The organism is Rhodococcus sp. FW305-130, from assembly GCF_058788335.1.
The window spans coordinates 106,930-123,378 of the sequence record NZ_JBYTAP010000004.1; the positions used below are offsets into that span (position 1 = coordinate 106,930).

General features: G+C 64.4%; 14 protein-coding genes. 5 read left to right on the top strand and 9 right to left on the bottom strand.

Features of this window, described 5'->3' with window-relative positions:
* The first annotated feature begins 178 nt into the window (after positions 1-178).
* Positions 179-1,522, top strand: coding sequence for an MFS transporter (locus AC3WQS_RS13665; RefSeq protein ID WP_003942551.1), 1,344 nt, complete (start codon positions 179-181; stop codon positions 1,520-1,522).
* Here the strand turns inward: AC3WQS_RS13665 and AC3WQS_RS13670 are convergent.
* Positions 1,513-3,378: a helix-turn-helix domain-containing protein gene (locus AC3WQS_RS13670; RefSeq protein ID WP_492711994.1), complete on the bottom strand. Its 1,866-nt coding sequence runs from the start codon at positions 3,376-3,378 to the stop codon at positions 1,513-1,515. The two genes, AC3WQS_RS13665 and AC3WQS_RS13670, sit on opposite strands and share 10 nt — an antisense overlap.
* Before the next feature lie 126 nt (positions 3,379-3,504).
* Between AC3WQS_RS13670 and AC3WQS_RS13675 the strand changes: the two genes are divergently transcribed.
* Together AC3WQS_RS13675 and AC3WQS_RS13680 are read left to right on the top strand one after the other, a co-directional pair.
* Positions 3,505-4,872, top strand: a complete 1,368-nt coding sequence (locus AC3WQS_RS13675) for an FAD-binding oxidoreductase (protein WP_024487653.1) — start codon at positions 3,505-3,507, stop codon at positions 4,870-4,872.
* A 122-nt stretch (positions 4,873-4,994) separates the two neighbouring features.
* Positions 4,995-5,843, top strand: coding sequence for a TauD/TfdA family dioxygenase (locus tag AC3WQS_RS13680; RefSeq protein ID WP_492711996.1), 849 nt, complete (start codon positions 4,995-4,997; stop codon positions 5,841-5,843).
* A gap of 7 nt (positions 5,844-5,850) precedes the next feature.
* Here the strand turns inward: AC3WQS_RS13680 and AC3WQS_RS13685 are convergent, their stop codons facing one another.
* Positions 5,851-6,342 carry a PH domain-containing protein gene (locus tag AC3WQS_RS13685; RefSeq protein WP_020905623.1) on the bottom strand — a complete coding sequence of 164 codons (492 nt, stop codon included), beginning with the start codon at positions 6,340-6,342 and terminating at the stop codon, positions 5,851-5,853.
* A 107-nt stretch (positions 6,343-6,449) separates the two neighbouring features.
* Positions 6,450-6,713 (bottom strand): cell division protein CrgA, encoded by a 264-nt coding sequence (gene crgA, locus AC3WQS_RS13690; protein ID WP_019746229.1) that lies wholly within the window; start codon positions 6,711-6,713, stop codon positions 6,450-6,452.
* Between the two features lie 102 nt (positions 6,714-6,815).
* Between crgA and AC3WQS_RS13695 the strand changes: the two genes are divergently transcribed.
* A complete protein-coding gene (locus AC3WQS_RS13695; protein WP_020967993.1) occupies positions 6,816-7,529 on the top strand; it encodes a DUF881 domain-containing protein in 714 nt (237 codons plus the stop codon).
* A 22-nt stretch (positions 7,530-7,551) separates the two neighbouring features.
* Positions 7,552-8,217, top strand: coding sequence for an aminodeoxychorismate/anthranilate synthase component II (locus AC3WQS_RS13700; RefSeq protein WP_003942537.1), 666 nt, complete (start codon positions 7,552-7,554; stop codon positions 8,215-8,217).
* A 57-nt stretch (positions 8,218-8,274) separates the two neighbouring features.
* Here AC3WQS_RS13700 and pknB read toward each other — a convergent pair whose 3' ends face one another.
* From pknB to AC3WQS_RS13730, 6 genes are read right to left on the bottom strand one after another with little or no spacing between them, the layout of a single operon-like run.
* The gene (pknB, locus tag AC3WQS_RS13705) at positions 8,275-10,200 is read right to left on the bottom strand and encodes a Stk1 family PASTA domain-containing Ser/Thr kinase (protein WP_378642385.1); all 1,926 of its coding nucleotides are present in this window, start codon (positions 10,198-10,200) and stop codon (positions 8,275-8,277) included.
* On the bottom strand, positions 10,197-11,555 hold the full coding sequence (locus tag AC3WQS_RS13710) for a protein kinase domain-containing protein (RefSeq protein ID WP_492711999.1): 1,359 nt from the start codon (positions 11,553-11,555) through the stop codon (positions 10,197-10,199). Before AC3WQS_RS13710 ends, pknB begins: the two co-directional genes overlap by 4 nt.
* A gap of 3 nt (positions 11,556-11,558) precedes the next feature.
* Entirely contained in the window at positions 11,559-13,025 is a 1,467-nt protein-coding gene (locus AC3WQS_RS13715; protein WP_007735774.1) for a peptidoglycan D,D-transpeptidase FtsI family protein, read from the bottom strand.
* Positions 13,022-14,473, bottom strand: a complete 1,452-nt coding sequence (locus AC3WQS_RS13720) for an FtsW/RodA/SpoVE family cell cycle protein (RefSeq protein WP_003943414.1) — start codon at positions 14,471-14,473, stop codon at positions 13,022-13,024. Before AC3WQS_RS13720 ends, AC3WQS_RS13715 begins: the two co-directional genes overlap by 4 nt.
* Positions 14,473-15,891 (bottom strand): PP2C family protein-serine/threonine phosphatase, encoded by a 1,419-nt coding sequence (locus AC3WQS_RS13725; protein ID WP_084325578.1) that lies wholly within the window; start codon positions 15,889-15,891, stop codon positions 14,473-14,475. Before AC3WQS_RS13725 ends, AC3WQS_RS13720 begins: the two co-directional genes overlap by 1 nt.
* On the bottom strand, positions 15,888-16,352 hold the full coding sequence (locus tag AC3WQS_RS13730) for an FHA domain-containing protein FhaB/FipA (protein ID WP_003943418.1): 465 nt from the start codon (positions 16,350-16,352) through the stop codon (positions 15,888-15,890). Before AC3WQS_RS13730 ends, AC3WQS_RS13725 begins: the two co-directional genes overlap by 4 nt.
* Between the last annotated feature and the right edge of the window lie 97 nt (positions 16,353-16,449).

The following is a 16,449-nucleotide window of genomic DNA, read 5'->3' on the forward strand; positions in this document are numbered from 1 at the left end:
TTCAGGGACGTTCGTCAGGCTGCTGCGGGTCGATCGCCGGATCGTCTGGAGTAAACGCACATGCAGGGACGGCTTCTGTAGAGATTGTCCACATAGGTTGAGGACATCGGTACTTCTACTGTGGCTTGAGTCACTTCGTAGATAGCAACGCTGACCATTTCCGAGGAGTACCCCTGCCATGACCTCCACCGATAGCACCACCACTGACGGTGGGGTTGCACCGAGCGAGATCGAATCTCGCGTGGTGAAGAAGGTAGCGCGCCGGCTGATTCCCTTCCTGATCCTGCTCTATTTCGTGAACTATCTGGATCGTACGAACATCGCCTTCGCGAAGCTCACCATGAGCGCCGACCTCGGGATGACCGAGACGATGTTCGGCCTCGCCTCCGGACTCTTCTTTGTCGGCTATCTGTTGTTCGAGGTGCCGAGCAACCTGGCCCTGCACCGCTTCGGCGCCCGGCTGTGGATCGCGCGCATCATGCTCACCTGGGGCATCCTCGCCGCTGCGCTGGCATTCGTGCCCAACGTGGGAAGCCTCTATTTCCTCCGCATTCTGCTGGGAATCGCCGAGGCAGGCTTCTTCCCCGGAGTTCTTCTCTACCTGACCTTCTGGTTCCCGAAGAAGTACCGCGTACGCCTGATGGGCTTGTTCCTGCTGACGCTTCCGCTCTCGTCGGCGCTCGGTGCCCCGCTCTCGGCTGCCATCATCCAGTACGGCGACGGCCTGTTCGGGTTGGCCGGATGGCGCGTGATGTACCTGATCGAGGGTCTGCCCGCCGTGATCTTGGCGTTTGTCGTCTGGTTCTACCTCACCGACCGTCCCGCCGACGCGAAGTGGTTGACCCTCGAGGAGCGCACCTGGCTGATGAAGTCCATGGCCGACGAGGAGAAAGAACTCGGCGACGCCGGTCACCAGTCGGCCGGCAAGACCCTGCGCGATCCCCGCGTCATCGGTTTCGGTCTGGTCTACTTCGGAATCACCTACGGCCTTTACGCTTTGAGCTTCTTCCTACCCAGCATCGTCGCGGGATTCAAGCAGACGTTCAACACCGATTTCTCGCTCGTCGAGACAGGCCTGATCGTGGCCGTCCCCTACGCGATCGGCGCTGTCGCGATGGTGCTGTGGAGCCGCCATTCCGACAAGACCGGTGAACGGATGTGGCACGTTGCTGCCCCGACGCTCCTGGGTGCGGTATCCATTCCGATTGCGCTGTACCTGGATTCACCGTTCACCGTCATGATTGCGGTCTCGCTCACCGCCGTCGGCGTGCTCTGTGCGCTCCCCGTCTTCTGGTACCTGCCCACCACGTTCCTGACGGGTGCCAGTGCGGCCGCGGGTATCGCCATGATCAACTCGATCGGCAACGCGTCGGGCTTCGGTGCTCCGTACATCACCGGCTGGCTCACCGATGTGACCGGAAATGCCAAGGCAGGCCTGTGGGTGGTGGGCGCCGTGATGCTCTGCGCCGCAATTCTTGTGGTGGCGCTGGCCAAGCGATCGAGCAAGCCCGCTCAGATCTGACCGAGTTTCCCCGCACTGGCACGCAGCCGGATCAGGAGCGCAAGATCGAGCGCCTGGTCCGGCTGACGCCACTGTGTGCCGATCAATCGGTCGATCGATTCGAGGCGTTGATACAGAGTGTTGGCGTGAATCGCGAGCGCTGCGGCGGTCGCAGAATGTTTGCAATTGTGCGACAGGTACGACGCCAGGGTGTCCAGAAGTGGAACGCCGCGTCGTTGCTCCTCCTCGAGGAGAGGACCGAGGGACCGCTGCGTCAGCGATTCGAGTTCTTCGCGGCCGGTGCGGCTGAGGAGAATTCGGTAGATGCCGAGTGAACTTGCCGGTTCCACGTGCGAGGCCCGACCGAGAGTCTCGAGGACGTCGACGGTGTGTTGTGCCTCGACATAGGCTCGCGCCAGACCTTCCGCTCCCACCGCAGGATCGGCGATTCCCACTGTCGGGTTCTCCGCCGGCTGCACCCACGCCGCCGCAACCTCTACTGGTGACATTCCCGGAATCAGAGCGATGACCCGTGAACCATGCTCGGCAACAACAGTTCCTGACGGGAATGCAATTTCCTCGATACTGCGACGCGTACGGTCTACGGCGTCGGCCGGGCGGGCCACCACGACGGTGTACGAGCGGTCGGGGTTGAGTCCAGCCAGGCGGAACTGACCAGTGACTTCGGCCGGCGTCGGCGCAGGCCTGGTGATCAGATCGACCAGAAATGCGTCGCGTGCTCGGCGAGTGGCTTCCCTGGCCGCCCGTTCGCCTACCAGGGCAAGCGCAATGGCCGGGGCTGACCTTTCGAGTGCCAATCTCATGGCGGCGGTGGGTTCATGACGCGAGAGTAGGAACAGAACTCCGAGTTGATCACCGGCACTGCGCACTTCGGTGGCGAACAGGAACTGCTCACCGACGATGAGCGTCACCTCCTGCTCGCGTCGGTCAGCGGCAAGGATGTCGAAGACCCGGTTGACGCTATCGCTCACCCGTTGCAGTCCCGGTGGGATCTCCGACGTTCCGGTCACGAAGAACACCGGTGAACCCGTCGACGCGGAGGTTTCTTCCACGAGTTCGCGAACACCGCCGCCGCGCAGGACAACTTGTGTGAGCGATCGGTCCCAGGTCAGTGTCTGTTCGAGAAGTGCTGTGCGCTTGGCAAGTTCGGTGTTCGCTGCATTCACTTCTGCAACCGTCGCGCGATAGCGTTCGAGAGAGCGGGCATTCTCGATGGCTACCGAGGCATGAGCTGCGAGGGCGGACAGCAACGCAACTTCCTCGTTGCCGAATCGGCGCTCCTGACGCTTGCACGCGCACAGGGCACCCAGGATCTTGCCGTTCAATGTCAGCGGCACGGCCAACAGGCCGCGCATGTTCTCGGCTCGCGCTGCGTCGTCGGCGGGCCCGATGTGTGCAAACGAGGGATCGTTGCGGTAGTCGGGAGACCAAGCAGGAGAAGAATTCTCGACCACACGACCGATGAGGCCTTCTCGGAACGGAACCGTGAGGCCGAGCAGTTGCGAGGTGTACGCCCCGCTGGTGACTTCGATGATCAGGATGTCGTCGTGGATCAGTGCGAGGTACGAAAGATCCACGCCGAGTAGCCGTTTGGCCTGGTCCACGATCTCCTGCAGAAGGGCGTGGTGATCGTGCATCGTGGTCAGCAGCGACGCGATGTCGTTGAGTGCGCCCAGCTCGGTGGCACGTTGTCGGCGCTGAGCCAGGAGACTACGCAGTTGGAGTGCGGATCGGGCTTCTCGCTCGATTTCGGCAGCGGTCTCGGGGGCTGACCCGGCGGCCAACTGATCGCGGTGTTCGATCAGTTCCTCGGTGGATGCCTCGGCCAGGAGAAGCTGTAGCCAGTTCTCGTGCATCCGCACTCCCTTGTCAGGCCAACTTGTCAGGCCAACGATGAGTATGGAGAGAATGTCCATACGGTTTCCGGTTTCTCGGAGTAAATCTACATGGGGTGGTGTAGCCGCCGTCACTATCGTGGAGGCATGACACTCCTCGAGGCGCTCGGCTCGCAGATCGATGCGGATCGACTGATCACCGACCCCGACATCATGGCGAGCTACATCCACGACGACGCCGAGTGGGCTCCCTACGAGATGCCCGTCGCCGTGGTCCGTCCGCGCACAGCCGAGCAGGTACAGACAGTTGTGCAGGCGTGCATCGCCCACGGTGCGCCCGTCGTCACGCGCGGCGCAGGCACCGGTCTGTCGGGTGGAGCCAACGCAGTCGCAGGCGGCGTCGTGATCGCCTTCGACGCGATGAACGCGATCAAGGAGATCAACACCCTCGAGCGTTTGGCCGTGGTCGAACCCGGAGTGGTCAACGATCACCTCCGCGACGCGTGCGCCGAGCACGGCCTCTGGTATCCGCCCGATCCGGCGAGCGCACCCTGGTCGACGATCGGCGGCAACGTCGCGACCAATGCCGGGGGCCTGTGTTGCGTCAAGTACGGCGTCACCAAGGACTACGTGCTGGGCATGCAGGTGGTTACCGGAACCGGTGAGCTGGTTCGGCTCGGGCGTCGAACTGCCAAGGGAGTGGCTGGGTTTGATCTCTCCGCGCTCATGGTCGGCTCCGAAGGCACTCTCGGGGTGATCACCGAGGTGACCGTCAAGCTACGTCCTCAGCGCGATCCCGAGCGCACCATCGTCGGATACTTCGACTCCATCGTTGCTGCGGGCAAGGCCGTCGAGGCCGTCGCCGCAGACGGGCTCACGCCGTCTGCCCTCGAGCTGATCGATCGACAGTGTCTGCTTGCCGTCGACGCCTGGAAGAACATGGGCCTCTCGGCCGACGCCGAGGTGGTCCTGCTCGGCCGCATCGACACACCTGGTGAGATCGGCGACGCCGAAGCCGAGCGAATGTTGGCCTGTTTCAACCGTTCCGGGGCCACCTGGAGCGCCAGATCCACCGACCAGGAGGAGGCCGACGCCCTGTTCTCCGCCCGGCGTCTGGCGTACCCCGCCCTCGAGCGGCTCGGCCCGGTGCTCACCGAGGACATCTGCGTCCCCAAGGCAGCGGTCCCGGAGATGCTGGCACGGATCGAGGCCATCTCGGCCCGGCACGACACGCACATCGCGAACATCGCGCACGCGGGTGACGGCAACCTGCATCCGCTGCTGATCACGCCACATGACGACGAAGCGGCGCGGAGGCGTGCTCAGGCGGCTTTTGCCGAGATCATCGACAATGCCCTCGAGTTGGGCGGAACCGTCACCGGTGAACACGGCGTCGGCCTACTGAAGATGGGTGGCCTGGCACAGGAACTGTCACCGGCCGTCGTCGCGATGCATCATGCAATCAAGGGCGCACTCGACCCTCACGGAATCATGAACCCGGGCAAGGTGATTTGAAAGGCTGGGTGATCTGAAGGCTGGCTCCGTAACCGAATCGGTTTCCGGGGTTACGCCGTCGAAATGACGAGTTCCTACGCTCGAGTTGAACCGTTTGGCGAACTCGACGTATGGAGTGATTAATGTTCTCTTCCGATTTGACGCTGGCAAGTGTTGTTCCGCGGCGCGTGGACACGGTCGAGGCCGTCCGGGCGGCAATCGCGCTGGACGGCGCCGCGGTCTTCGGTGGGCTGCACACCGAGGATGACGCCATTGCTTTCGCGTCGAAGTTGCTCGGTGAGAAGTGCATTCGCGTCGGCCGCCAGTTCGAGGCGAGCGCCAGAAGTCAGGATGCCGAAGCCGCTGTCGTCGACACGCAACCGGTGGACGAACGCGGGCGCAAGCGCTCGTTCGGTATCTCCGGCGAGCGGATGACCGCCCACAACGACGGCTTCGCTTTCGGCGATTACGCTCCCGATTACCTGTTTCTGTGGTGCAAGCGCCCGGCGTACCCGAGTGGGGGCGACTCGTTTCTCATCGACGCGGTCAAACTGACGCGATTGCTCGCCTTCGATCCTGCAACAGCGGAGCTGGCCGAATTCTGTTGGAGCACAGACATCGACCATTCGGAACCGAACTTCCCGCAGAACGCATTTGCGCCGATCGCCCGGACGGTGCCGAGTGGACGCAACCAGGTTCGGTACCACCCGTACCTCGCGCCGATCGCCGGTGAATCGGAAGAAGCGCAGTGGCCGCTGGTGAAGCAGTGGAGTGAGGCCGTGATTCACGTGCGAGACAGCGGGCCGATGTTCCGTGCCGAAGCCGGCGAGATGATCTGCATCGACAACTACCGGGTGCTTCACGGCCGCGACGGGTACACCGACCCCGGCCGCGAGCTGTACTCGATCTGGGGATGGTCGAGCGACGCCGTCGCGGTGCCGCAGCAGGCTCTCGACATCGTGCAGCCGGACCTCGCGGCACTGGCCATGTAACCCGCGCTTACTTCTCGGGCGGCACCAAACCGTGGACGGTAAGCACGTCCAGGACGTCCTCCGGCGTCGTACCGAGATCCCAGCGTCCGAAGATCAACAGCTTCTCCGTGTCGGTGGGCCGGTCGACGATGTCGATCTCGAGCATCGGGACGCGTCGACCCAGACGCGGGTAGCGGACGAGACGCACGCGGTCGATCTGTTCGCGGGTGAACGTGTGGCGGGCGCGCAATCGCTGCACCGCGATCGACTTGGTTCCTGCGTTGTCGATCACCGCCAGGCGGGGGCGCTGACGCAGGGCGAGGCCGCCCATCACGAACAGCCCGATCACCGCGAGGGCGAGCAGGAAGCGTCCGGCAGGCTCCGTGGGCGCGATTATCGAGGCGATCGCGAGGGCAATTCCGCCGCCGAACATCGCGTAGACAACACCCATCGGAGTGGCCCACGAGACGACCTCGGTGGCGTTGTCACGAGGCTGTGGATGAAATTCATCCTCGAGCATGTGGATAACTTCCTAGGTTGTCCACAGGAGTTATCCACAATGGGGATGAATGACACCCATGTAATTGAGAGACGGTCACGATCCGAGCCGAATCAGATAATCGCTGGTCAGCGCCATCTCATGGTCATTACAAGGCCCACAACCATGAAGCCGAAGCCGACGAGGAAGTTATAGTTTCCCAAGTCGTTCATCCATGTGATCGAATCCGCGGCCAAGTAGTACACAATCAACCACGCCAGGCCGAGAAGCATGAATCCGAGCATCACGGAGACGTACAACGTGCTCGACGGACCCATCTTCACCTTCACCGGAGTGCGGTTTGCTGGGTTGACTGTGTAGTCGTTCTTCTTACGGACCTTCGACTTGGGCATGGCGTCCTCGCTCTACGGTGTGACCTGCATGTGTTACCTACACGCTAACGTAGCTGTGTCCAGTTGGTCACCGGCCGACCTGCACAATCCGGGAGGAGCCACGTGTCTTCGGGTGAATCTTCACGAACCGTCTGGCACATCGGTGTTCTTGCCGTCTGCCTGGTAGCCGGTCTGATGGTCGCTACGGCGCAGAGATCCGCCGAGGAAAATCAGCTTCAGGTCACCGAAAGCACCAGGCTCTCCGATCTGGTCCGCAGTGCACAGGCCAATGCCGAAAAAGTTTCGGCCGACCGGGACGAACTTGCCGCTCAGCTCGATTCGCTGCAGGAAGACGCCGCTCGGTCCGACGCCGGCGTGGCCGCCGCTCTCGGTGACATCAAGAACATCTCCGCCGACGCGGGACTGACGGAGATGACCGGCCCCGGCGTCGTGGTCACCATGACGGACGCCCCGCGCAACGCCGACGGCAAGTATCCGGTCGACGCCACCCCGGACGACCTCGTCGTGCATCAGCAGGACGTCCAGAGCGTGCTGAACGCACTGTGGGCCGGCGGGGCCGAAGCGGTGGGCATGCAGGACCAACGGATCATCAGTACGTCGGCGCCGCGGTGCATCGGAAACACCCTCCTTCTTCACGGCCGTACCTACAGCCCGCCGTACGTGATGAGCGCGATCGGCGATGTTGCGCGCCTCGAGGCGGCACTCGCTGCCGAACCGGGCATTCGGATCTACAAGCAGTACGCGACCCGCTTCGGCCTCGGGTACACGCAGGCGACACCGTCGCAGATCACGGTCCCCGCCTATACCGGCGGATAGCACGGGCGTTTACCCTGCTCTCATGAGGATTCTCGTCGTCGACAACTACGACAGCTTTGTGTTCAACCTGGTGCAGTACCTCGGCCAGCTCGGAACCGAAGCCGTGGTCTGGCGCAACGACGATCCACAACTGACGGCAGACCTCGAGGGTGCAGTAGCGCAGTTCGACGGCATTCTCCTGAGTCCTGGCCCCGGAACTCCGCAGCGCGCGGGAGCGACGATGGATCTGGTGAAGGTCTGCGCCGACACCAAGACCCCGCTGCTCGGCGTCTGCCTCGGACACCAGGCGATCGGTGCGGCTTTCGGCGGAACCGTCGACCGCGCACCCGAACTGCTTCACGGCAAGACGAGCTTGGTTCATCATAAGGACGTCGGCGTCCTGGCCGGGCTGCCCGATCCGTTCACCGCTACCCGCTACCACTCGCTGACGGTTCTCGAGGACACCATTCCCGAGGAACTCGAGGTGACCGCACACACCGAGAGCGGCGTCGTGATGGCGATGCGTCACCGCGAACTGCCGATTCACGGCGTCCAGTTCCACCCAGAGTCCGTACTCACTCAGGGTGGGCACCGGATGCTCGCGAACTGGCTCGCAGTCTGCGGTGAGGCGCCCCCGGAAGGGCTCGTCGCAGCCCTCGAGGCCGAGGTCGCGTCGGCGCTCGGTGGCGCATTGCCCGCAATTCTCTGACACCTGTCCACAAAAAAGTGCCTCCCGGAAATCTCCGGGAGGCACTTTTTCACTTTGCTAGCGGCCGGGGATTCCGAGCGCTCCGACGCTGACGGTGATGACTGCGTCCTTGGAGATCTCCGAGCCCGGAGGCTGCGTCTGCGAGACGATCTTGCCCACCATTTCCGGGGTGAGCGTCGTGCTCTGGTTCTGCACCAGCTGCGATGCAGTTCCCGCCCAGCCGGCTGCGCGAAGCGTGGTCAACGCCTCGGACACCGTCTTGTTGGTCAGATCAGGCATCGCGACCTGGTTGCCGTTGGACACTCGCAGCGTCACGGTCGAACCCTTGGTGGCCGACGTGCCGCCGGTCGGGTCGGTCGAAACGACCTGTCCCTTCGGCAGTCCCGAATCGATCTCCGTGATCTGGACGACGAACCCGGCACCTTCGATGTTGGGCCTCGCCACCTCTTCACGCTGACCGGTCACATCCGGGACACGAACCTGCTCCGGACCGGTGCCGACGGTGATCGAGACCGCGGAATCGAGAACAACCGACACTCCGACGGCCGGGTCCTGATTGACGATCTTGTCGACCTCGGCAATGGTCGACGCGGCCTTGCCGATCGTCGGATCAAGTCGGAGTCCGACGGAGTTGAGCTTCTTCTCGGCGTCGTCCTGGCTCAGGCCGGTCAGGCGCGGGATCGCGACCTGCTCGGGGCCGGTGGACACGTCGATGGTGACGGTGCTGCCCTTCTCGATGCGCACCCCGGCAACCGGACGCGTCGTGATGACGTTTCCGGCGGCGATCACCTTGTCCGTCTTCTGCTGACGCTCCACCTGGAATCCGGCGTTTGTCAGCGTCGCCTCGGCGACGTCGGCGGGCTGGTTGGTCAGGTCACCCGGAACAGTCACCATCTCGACCTTCGGCGAGTTCACCCGAATGAGGAAGAACGTCACCAGACCGATAACCAGAAGCGCCGCGATGCCCATCAGGGCGTAGCGTCCTCCCTTCTTCTTGGCGGGCGGCTCGGCAGCGCGGGTTGTCCTCGTAGCAACCGGCTCGACCGGATCGGGCGCAGTGCGGTAGTTCCCGGTGTCGGAGCCGACGGCGCCGAGGATGGTGGTGCGGTCCTCGTCGTTCATCACCATCGGAGCACTCGGACGCTGACCGCCCAGGACACGCACCAAGTCGCTGCGCATGTCGCCGGCGCTCTGGTAGCGATTGGCCGGGTTCTTGCTCATCGCCTTGAGAATGATCGAATCCAGCTCGCGCGGAATGTCGGGATTGATCTCCGACGGTGTCTGCGGATCCTCACGAACATGCTGGTACGCCACGGCGACCGGTGAATCACCCTTGAACGGCGGCTCGCCCGTCAGAATCTCGAACAGCACACAACCGAGCGAGTAGACGTCCGAACGTGCGTCCACCTGCTCACCTCGCGCCTGCTCCGGCGAAAGGTACTGAGCGGTGCCGATCACGGCGGCCGTCTGCGTCATCGGGCTCGACGCGTCGGAAATGGCACGGGCGATACCGAAGTCCATCACCTTCACGGCGCCGGCACGGTTGATCATGATGTTGGCGGGCTTGACGTCGCGGTGCACGATGCCGTTGCGGTGGCTGAAGTCCAAAGCGGCACAGACGTCCGCGATCACTTCCATCGCCTTGCGCGGAGTCATCGGCCCGGTGCTGCGCACGATGTCACGCAACGTGTCGCCGTCGACGTACTCCATGACGATGTACGGCAGTGGTCCGGCGTCGGTCTCGGCTTCACCGGTGTCGTAGACGGCCACGATCGCCGGATGGTTCAGCGCGGCAGCGTTCTGCGCCTCACGACGGAACCGCAAGTAGAACGTGGGATCGCGCGCGAGGTCTGCACGCAGCACCTTGATCGCGACGTCGCGGCTGAGTCGGAGGTCGCGCGCCAGGTGAACCTCGGACATTCCGCCGAAGCCGAGAATCTCACCCAGCTCGTAGCGGGAGGAGAGATTGCGGGGTGTCGTCATTGGTCTTGTCCTAGCGGTTCTTCAGCGTCTCCGGGATCCGCCAACGGCTCAGTGGTCGTTGTGGTCGTCGTTGTCGTCGTGGTGGTGGTTGTGGTGGTCGGAGTTGTTGTTGTCGTGGTCGGCGTTGTTGTGGTGGTTGTCGGCTCGGTCGTGGTTGTCGTCGGCCGAGTCGTCGTTGTTGTCGGCTCGGTGGTCGTCGTCGTCGGCCGAGTCGTCGTCGTGGTGGGCCGAGTCGTCGTCGTGGTCGGCAATGTCGTGGACGTGACGACGGGCGGCGTCGGGTCGCTCGGACCGTCGGTCGCGATCCAGACTCCGCCGATGATCAACGCCAACAAGATCAACCCGCCGCCGGCCCATGCCACGGCCTTCTGCCCACTGGTCATTCCGCCGGCTGCCGCGTCGTCCGCAACAGCTGCGCCCGTCACCGGGCCCGCGTACGTCGGCGGCATGACCTGCGTGGCACCCGTAGCCGGCAGCGCGCTCGCGGCACCGGTGGCGAGCAGACCGGGCGGCGGTGGACGCCTCCCTGCCCGAACGGCTGCAACAGCGTCGGCAAACTCACCGCCACTGGCGTAACGGCCGGCCGGATCCTTGGTCAACGTGATGTCGATGAGCTCGCGGATGTTCGCCGGCAGGTCGGCCGGCATCGGCGCCGGGGTTTCCTGCACGTGCTTCATCGCGACGGTGAGCGCGCCGTCACCGGTGAACGGGCGTCGACCCGAAAGTGCTTCGTATCCGACGATTCCCAGCGAGTACACGTCACTCGCCGCGGTCGCGTCCTGACCGAGAGCCTGCTCGGGCGCGATGTACTGGGCGGTGCCCATCACCATTCCCGTACGCGTGACGGGCGAGTTCTCGACGGCCTTGGCGATGCCGAAGTCCGTGATCTTCACCTGGCCCGTCGGCGTGATGAGGATGTTGCCCGGCTTCACGTCGCGGTGCACGACACCGGCGTCGTGTGCGACCTGCAGGGCGCGGCCGGTCTGCTCGAGCATGTCGAGGGCATGCGGAACCGCCAGGCGGCCGACGCGTGCCAGGACGGCGTTGAGCGGCTCACCGTTGACGAGTTCCATCACCAGGTACGCCGTGGAATCGCCCGAGCTGTCGCGGGTCTCCCCGTAGTCGTAGATTCCGGCGATACCGGGGTGGTTGAGCTGCGCGGTGGTGCGGGCCTCGAAGCGGAAGCGCTCCAAGAACTCCGGATCGGAAGAGAACTCGGACTTGAGTACCTTGACGGCGACGCGACGGTTGAGCCGGGAGTCGGTGGCTTCCCACACCTGACCCATCCCACCGGTGGCGATGAGACGGATCAATCGGTAACGATCGGCGATCAAAGCGCCGTTGTTCAACGCCACGGTTCAGCCCCCTTGGATTCCGGCTGCGATGACTGCACGACCGATCGGCGCAGCAACCGAGCCACCGGTAGCGGCAAGTCCGCGGTCACCACCGTTCTCGACGATGACGGCCACGGCGACCGTCGGATTCTGCGCCGGTGCAAAAGCGATGTACCAGGCGTGCGGCGGAGTTTCCCGCGGGTTCACGCCGTGCTCGGCGGTACCGGTCTTGGACGCGATCTGAACCCCGGGGATCTTGCCGTCGCCGCCGGTGAAGTTCTCCGAGCCGATCATCAGATCAGTCAGCGTTGCGGCCACTGCCGGCGAGATCGCCTGACCCATCGACACCGGTGACGGCGTACTGAGATCGGTCAGATCCGGTGCCTGCAACTGCGAGATCAGGTTGGGCTGCATCCGCACACCACCGTTGGCGACGGTAGCGGCGATCACTGCATTCTCGAGCGGGGTCACCGCGACGTCGCGCTGGCCGATGCTGGTCTGGCCGAGAGCCGCGTCGTCGGAGATGTCGCCGACCGTGCTGTCAGCAACCGGCAGCGGGATCGCCGGAGTGTTGGGCCCGATGCCGAAAGCGCTGGCCTCGTCCTTGATGGCGTCCGCGCCGTCCTTGATGCCCAGTTCGACGAAAGCCGTGTTGCACGAGCGCGCAAACGCGTCGCGCAACGACGCCGTCGGGTTGGGGCCGCAGGTGCTGCCGTTGTAGTTCTCAAGGGTCGTGCTGGTGCCGGGCAGCGTGATCTGCGGAGCCGCGGTCAGCTGGTCGTCCGGCGTCGCACCGTTGCCAAGAGCTGCGGCCGTGGTGAGCACCTTGAACGTCGAGCCGGGTGGGTAGGTCTGCGAGATCGCGCGGTTGACCAACGGATCGTTGGGATCGGCATTGAGCTCGTCCCACGCCTTCGTGGTTTCGGCGCCGTCGTGGCTGGCAAGCAGGTTCGGGTCGTAGCTCGGAGTGCTGACCATCGTCAGGATGCGTCCGGTGCTCGGCTCGATGGCGACGACGGAACCGGTGTAACCCTTACTGGTCAGCTGGTCGTACGCCACCTGCTGCATGGCCGGATTGAGCGTCGTGACGACGTTGCCGCCGCGCGGATCGCGTCCGGACACCAAGTCGAAGAAGCGCTGACTGAACAACCGGTTGTCCGAGCCGTTGAGAATCGGATCCTCGGTGCGCTCGAGGCCGGCGCTGCCGTACTGCATCGAGTAGAAGCCCGTGACCGGTGCGTACGGGTACGGATTCGGATACTCGCGCAGGTACTTGTACCGGTCGTCGGTGGCGCGGGAGGCGGCAAGCACCTGACCGGAAGCCGAGATCTGACCTCGCTGGCGTGAGTACTCGTCGAGCAGCACCCGCGAGTTGCGCGGGTCGGCTCGCAGGTCGTCAGCCTTGATGACCTGTACGTACGTGGCGTTGGCGAGGAGCGCGACGACCATCACCATGACGGCCATCGCGACGCGGCGCAGTGGAGTGTTCATACGCGCGGCATCATCTCGGTATTGGCGTCAGCGATTGGGGGCGGACCTTTCTTCTTCGTCACTACCGGCGCACGAGCCGCGTCCGAGATCCGGACGAGGATGGCCAGCAGTAGATAATTCGCGAGCAGCGACGAGCCGCCGTACGACATGAACGGTGTTGTCAGACCCGTCAGCGGGATCAGCTTGGTGACGCCGCCGACGACGACGAAGATCTGGATCGCAATGGTGAACGACAGACCGGCGGCGAGCAGTTTGCCGAAGCTGTCGCGCACTGCCAACGCCGTACGCAGGCCGCGCACGATGAGAAGCAGGAACAGCATCAGCACAGCGGCCAGGCCGATCAGACCGAGCTCTTCGCCGATGGTCGCGATGATGAAGTCCGTCTTCGCGAACGGCACCTGGTTGGGCCGGCCACTGCCCAGACCTGTTCCGGCGATACCACCGGTGGCCAGGCCGAACAGCGATTGCGAGATCTGATACCCGGTGTTGGCGTAGTCGCCGAGCGGGTCCAGCCAGGTGTCGACGCGCACGCGTACGTGGCCGAACATCTTGTAGGCGAAGAAGAATCCGATGGCGAGCAGTCCGCCGCCGATCACCAGCCAGCCCACACGTTCGGTCGCGATGTAGAGCATCACCAGCACGGTGCTGAAAAGCAGCAACGACGTGCCGAGGTCGGTTTCGAAGACGAGCACGCCCACCGAGACGATCCAGGCGAGCAGGATCGGGCCCAGGTCGCGGGCACGCGGAAAGTCCATGCCCAGGAAGTGTTTACCGGCCGAGGTGAACAGGTCGCGCTTGGCGACGAGCACCGACGCGAAGAAGATGATGAGCAGGATCTTCGCGAACTCACCTGGCTGAATGCTGAATCCGGGCAGGCGAATCCAGATCTTCGCGCCGTTCACGCTCGAGAACTTCGCCGGCAGGATCGCGGGAATCGCCAGGAACACCAGGCCCGCCAGGCCGAGCGTGTAGCTGAACCGCGCCATCAGGCGGTAGTCCTTCAAGAACACGAGCAGCAGCACGAAACCAGTGATCGCCAGTGCAGTCCACATGACCTGCTGGTTCGCATCCGGTGATGGTGCCTCGACGCCGTTGTAGAGCGCTGTCTGTTCGTCGGCGAGGTCGAGTCGGTGGATGAGCACCAACCCCAGGCCGTTGAGCAGGGCGACGATCGGGAGCAACAGCGGATCGGCGTACGGCGCATACCGCCGAATTGCCAAGTGCGCGATCAGGAACAAGCCCGTGTACGCAAGCGCGTACTTGGCCAGATCGAGAGTGATCTTCTGTTCCTGGCTCGCCTCGACGAGCAGAAGCGAGACCGTCGTGATGATGACGGCAAAGCCGAGGAGCAGCAGCTCCACATTTCGGCGGGTCGACTGGACCGGCGCCGGGGCAAAACCTCCGGGCGGACTCGGAAAAGCCGTCCCCGCAGCTGCGTTGGACGACATCAGTTGACCGTCCTGCAAGTCTGACCGGGAACTTCGGTCGGCGTCGGCGTAGTCGTGGGTGCTGCCGTCGTCGGCGCAGCAGGCTCCGGTGCGGGGGGCGGCGTGGTCTCCGGTGCCGGCGGGGGAGTGGGCGTGGCCGTCGTCGTCGGCACCGGCTCACAACGAGGCAGCAGATCGCCGCCGATCAGACGGATCATCTGGCTCTGCGCATCTTCACGCTTGCCGGACGGCAGCCCGGCGCGCACCTGCTCCTGCGCCGACGGCTGCAGATCGGTGACCTCGAGGATGTTGCAGTCGCTGGGAATCGCGTCGGGGGAGACGAGGGTAAGGACGTCGTCGTCGCCGACGCAACCCACCAGATCCGCGTCTTGCAGCGAGTAACCGAGCACCGAACCGGGGATTCCGCGCAGCACCGTCACGCGGCCGTTGTCTTCGCCGACGTAGTAGTTGTTGCGGATGACGGCGCGGCCGATCACGGCGCCGACGCCGACCAGCGCGATCAGCACCACGGCAAGGACCACCCACCACAACCGGTTCCGCTTCTTCTTCGGTTCCGGTTCGGGCTGGGAGACAACTCGCTTGGGCGTCGCGCGCGGCGGACGCATGGCAGCGGCGCGGCCGGCAGCGGTGTTGGGGGGAGGGGCGTCCTCTTCCTCTTCCGTCGACGCGGCGCCCGCGACGATGGGATGTGACTGGCCGTAGTCGAGGTCGATGACATCGGCGACGACGACAGTGACGTTGTCGGGACCGCCGCTGCGCAGCGCCAATTCGATGAGACGATCGGCGCACTGCTCCTGCGAGCCCTCGCGCATCGTGTTCTCGATGGTCTCGTCGCTGACCACGTCGGAGAGGCCGTCGGAGCAGAGCAGGTAGCGATCGCCGGCGCGGGCTTCGCGCACGGTGAGCGTCGGCTCGATCTCGTTGCCTGTCAACGCCCGCATGATCAGGGATCGCTGCGGGTGAGTGTGTGCCTGTTCGGCGGTGATCCTGCCCTCGTCGACCAGCGACTGAACGAACGTGTCGTCGCGGGTGATCTGCGTCAGGTGGTCGTCGCGCAGCAGGTAGGCGCGCGAGTCGCCGATGTGCACGAGACCGAGCTTGCTGCCGGAGAAGAGGATCGCGGTGAGCGTGGTGCCCATGCCGTCGAGTTCGGGTTCTTCCTCGACGTGATCGGCGATGGAATCGTTGCCCTCGCGGGTGGCTGCCTCGAGCTTGCCGAGCAGATCCTCGCCGGGCTCGTCGTCGTCGAGATGCGCCAGAGCGGCAATCATCAACTGCGACGCGACCTCACCGGCCGCGTGTCCGCCCATACCGTCGGCCAAGGCCAGCAGGCGTGCACCGGCGTAGACGGAATCTTCGTTGTTGGAGCGCACGAGACCGCGGTCGCTGCGCGCCGCGTAGCGGAGAACAAGGGTCACGGGCGTAGCTCGATTACCGTCTTGCCGACGCGAACCGGAGTGCCCAGCGGCACGCGCACCGCAGTGGTGACCTTGGCGCGGTCCAGATAGGTGCCGTTGGTCGAACCGAGATCCTCGACGTACCAATCAGCTCCGCGCTGCGAGAGCCTCGCATGGCGCGTCGACGCGTAATCGTCGGTGAGAACGAGCGTCGAATCGTCGGCGCGGCCGATCATCACCGGCTGTGAGCCCAGCGTGATGCGGGTACCGGCGAGGGCGCCCTGCGTGACCACCAGGTACCGAGGCACCTTCGCCTTGCCCAGCGAGGGCAGGACCTTTCCGGCGCGGGTGTACCGCGGCGGAACCCTGACCCCGGAGCCGGCATAGATGTCGGAACGGAGAGTGCGGAGGACTGCCCAGACGAACAGCCACAGTAGGAGCAGGAAGCCCGCCCGTGTGAGTTGCAGAATCAGGCCCTGCACGGCTGTCCACCTCCTTCTATGGCTCGAGCCCCGCCGCAGCGGGGTTCGAGCATTGTCGACTGGCAGCATCATAGGGGGCTCTGGGCCCCGAAGATCA

What these genes read in the sequence shown, in the direction of transcription:
- AC3WQS_RS13665 (WP_003942551.1), top strand. Translation starts at nt 179, where the DNA reads ATGACCTCCACCGATAGCACCACCACTGACGGTGGGGTTGCACCGAGC.
- AC3WQS_RS13670 (WP_492711994.1), bottom strand. Translation starts at nt 3,378, where the DNA reads ATGCACGAGAACTGGCTACAGCTTCTCCTGGCCGAGGCATCCACCGAG.
- AC3WQS_RS13675 (WP_024487653.1), top strand. Translation starts at nt 3,505, where the DNA reads ATGACACTCCTCGAGGCGCTCGGCTCGCAGATCGATGCGGATCGACTG.
- AC3WQS_RS13680 (WP_492711996.1), top strand. Translation starts at nt 4,995, where the DNA reads ATGTTCTCTTCCGATTTGACGCTGGCAAGTGTTGTTCCGCGGCGCGTG.
- AC3WQS_RS13685 (WP_020905623.1), bottom strand. Translation starts at nt 6,342, where the DNA reads ATGCTCGAGGATGAATTTCATCCACAGCCTCGTGACAACGCCACCGAG.
- crgA (WP_019746229.1), bottom strand. Translation starts at nt 6,713, where the DNA reads ATGCCCAAGTCGAAGGTCCGTAAGAAGAACGACTACACAGTCAACCCA.
- AC3WQS_RS13700 (WP_003942537.1), top strand. Translation starts at nt 7,552, where the DNA reads ATGAGGATTCTCGTCGTCGACAACTACGACAGCTTTGTGTTCAACCTG.
- pknB (WP_378642385.1), bottom strand. Translation starts at nt 10,200, where the DNA reads ATGACGACACCCCGCAATCTCTCCTCCCGCTACGAGCTGGGTGAGATT.
- AC3WQS_RS13715 (WP_007735774.1), bottom strand. Translation starts at nt 13,025, where the DNA reads ATGAACACTCCACTGCGCCGCGTCGCGATGGCCGTCATGGTGATGGTC.
- AC3WQS_RS13720 (WP_003943414.1), bottom strand. Translation starts at nt 14,473, where the DNA reads ATGTCGTCCAACGCAGCTGCGGGGACGGCTTTTCCGAGTCCGCCCGGA.